The sequence below is a fragment of the Arthrobacter sp. P1_A5 genome, assembly GCF_056406825.1.
This window is the reverse complement of sequence record NZ_JBFTZL010000301.1, coordinates 1-2624: the sequence shown is the minus strand read 5'-3', so window position 1 is coordinate 2624 and position 2624 is coordinate 1. Positions and strand designations below refer to the sequence as shown.

At 69.8% G+C, this 2624-nt stretch carries 3 protein-coding genes; all 3 read left to right on the top strand.

The features are described 5' to 3' along the window. Positions 1-168, top strand: a 168-nt coding sequence (locus AC1D1S_RS20590; RefSeq protein ID WP_476995383.1) for an FKBP-type peptidyl-prolyl cis-trans isomerase, incomplete at its 5' end; no start/stop codon positions are given. Positions 169-276: 108 nt separating this feature from the next. Continuing rightward, positions 277-2310, top strand: coding sequence for a helix-turn-helix transcriptional regulator (locus tag AC1D1S_RS20585; protein ID WP_476995382.1), 2034 nt, complete (start codon positions 277-279; stop codon positions 2308-2310). A 5-nt stretch (positions 2311-2315) separates the two neighbouring features. Continuing rightward, positions 2316-2624: hypothetical protein (locus tag AC1D1S_RS20580; protein ID WP_476995381.1), on the top strand; the 309-nt coding region annotated here is incomplete at its 3' end.

Here is a 2624-nt window from a genome sequence, read left to right as displayed (position 1 = left end):
GGCCAGGTCATCCAGGGCTGGGACCAGGGCCTGCTGGGCATGAAGGTCGGCGGCCGCCGCCGGCTCGAGATCCCGTCCGAGCTTGCCTACGGCTCCCGTGGCGCCGGCGGGGCGATCGGCCCCAACGAGGCCCTGATCTTCGTCGTGGACCTCGTCGCCGTCCGCTAGTCCCCACCCGCCCCCCGGGGAACGAAGCGCGGTAACAATCGGAAAAGTTCTTCCGGCTGTTGCCGCGCTTTCGTCATTTTCCGGGACCGGCTTTAGTACCCTTGCGGGGTGTCCGCCTCACGTACAGAACGCCTCCTGAACCTGCTCATCGCCCTGCTCAACACCAAGTACGGCCTGCGCCGCAGCGAGCTGCGCGAAAAGGTCTACCACGACACCACGAGCAGTGACGTCGCCTTCGGCCGCATGTTCGAACGCGACAAAGGCGAGCTGCGCCAGTTTGGCTTCGACGTCGAGGCCGTGACGGACACGGGCTGGGGCTCCGACGACCCGGCAACCACCCGCTACCGGATCGGCAAGGAATCGAACCGGCTGCCCGACGTCAGCCTCACCCCCGAAGAGTGCACGGTCCTGATCCTCGCGGCCCAGCTCTGGGAGCACGCCGCCCTCGGCTCCGCCGCCGTCGACGCGGTCCGGAAGCTGCAGGCCGCCGGCGGCCTGGTCGACGCCGAACTCCCCACCGGCGTCCAGCCGCGCATCCGCCCCGCCGGCCAGGCCTTCGRGGACCTGGTCGCCGCGATACACGCCCAGCACCCGGTCCGGTTCAGCTACCTCGCCGGCAGCACCGGCCAGGAGCAGGAACGCCTGGTGGAGCCCTGGGGCCTGGGCAGCCGCTTCGGCCAGTGGTACCTCGTGGGCCACGACCGGGGCCGGGGGGACAAACGGTTCTTCCGCCTGTCCCGCCTGACGTCCGCCGTGACCGTCCTGGAGAAGGAGAGCTTCACGCCGCCGGCCGGGTTCAACGTCCGCGCGGAGCTGGCCGGCCTGGCCGAGCTGCCGGTGCAGAGCGCTGTGGTCGACGTCGAACACGGGCGGCTCCTGGGCCTCCGCAAACGCGCCCAGCCGCTTCCGGACGCAGCGCCGGAAGCCGCAGCGCCGGAAGCCCGAACACCGGGGCACCCGGCCGGGACGGACCGCCTCGCGGTGCCCTTCCGCGATGCGGAGACCCTGGGCGAGGAGCTGGCCTCCTACGGTCCCCGCGTCACCGTGATTTCACCCCCCGAACTCGCCGGCGCCGTCCACCGCCGCCTCACGGCGGCCGCCGAGTTCGCCGACAGGCCCCTGCCGGACGTCGCCTTCCCGGCGGCGGGCCGCGCCGGCCGTACCCGTAAACGAACCTCGGAGGACCAGCTCAAGCGGATGCTGCAACTGGTCCCGTTCCTTGTCCACAACCAGGGACTGCACATCAGCGAGGTCGCCGCCAGGTTTGGCATCACCCGCAAGGCACTCGAGGACGACCTGCGGATCCTGATCTGCTCGGGCCTGCCGGAGGGCTACCCCGACGATCTGCTGGACATCCAGTGGGACGATGACCACGTATTCATCACCCAGGCCCTGGACCTGACCCGCCCCGTACGGTTCACCGTGGACGAGGCCTGTGCGCTCCTGACCGGCCTGGAGACGCTCAACAGCCTGCCCGAGCTCGCCGAAGGCGGCGCCCTGGAATCGGTGACGCTCAAACTCATGGCCGCGGCGGGGGAGGAAGGCGTCAAAGCGGCCGCGCTCTCCGGCCCCGAGGTGGCCCCCGGTGATTCCGCCATCCTCGACACCGCCCGCGCCGCCCTCGAATCCGGCGCGCAACTGCACCTGAGGTACTTCTCGGCGCAGCGCGACGCCGTGTCCGAACGCGACGTGGACCCCCTGCGGCTCTATTCGCTGGACAACACGTGGTACCTCGAGGCGTACTGCCACTCCGCCCAGGGCCTCCGCAACTTCCGGCTGGACAGGATCGAAGCCCTTGAGCCCAACGGCCGGCGGGCGGCCGCGCCGGCAAAGCCGGCGGACAGCTTTCCGGTGAAACTGTTCACCCCGAACGACGACGACACGGTGGTCGTCGTGGAACTCGCGCCCCGCGGCACCGGCCTCGCTGATGACTATTACGCCGAGCGGACCGCGGCTCTGCCAGGCGGCGGCATGCTCGCCGAAATCCGGTTTGGCAGCACGGACTGGCTGCCGATGTTCGTGGCCCAGCACGGCGGGATGGTGCGGATCCTGCAGCCAGAGGCCCTCGCGGCCGCGTCGCGGGAGTGGCTCGCCGCGGCCCTGACGCAATACGAAGCCTTCTCAGATCGCCCGATAGACTGATCAGCATGCCTTGGTGGTCCTGGATCGTTATTTGGATAGCGCTTGTCGCGTTGTCGCTGTTGTTCTTCGGCGTGCTCGGCTTCCGGCTGTTCCGGCAAGCCACAACGACGCTCACCGAATTGGGTGAAGCCGCGGACCGCTTTTCCACCCTGCCTTCACCAGCGGGCACCGGCACCGTTTCAGCGGCTGGTTCGACAGCGGCCGGCGCCGGTGACCCGGGCAGCGCGGACGAATCCCTTCGGCCGGTGCCCGGCGACGCCATTTTTGCCTCGCCCGCGCGGATGCGACATGATTACCACGCATCCAAGCTCGCC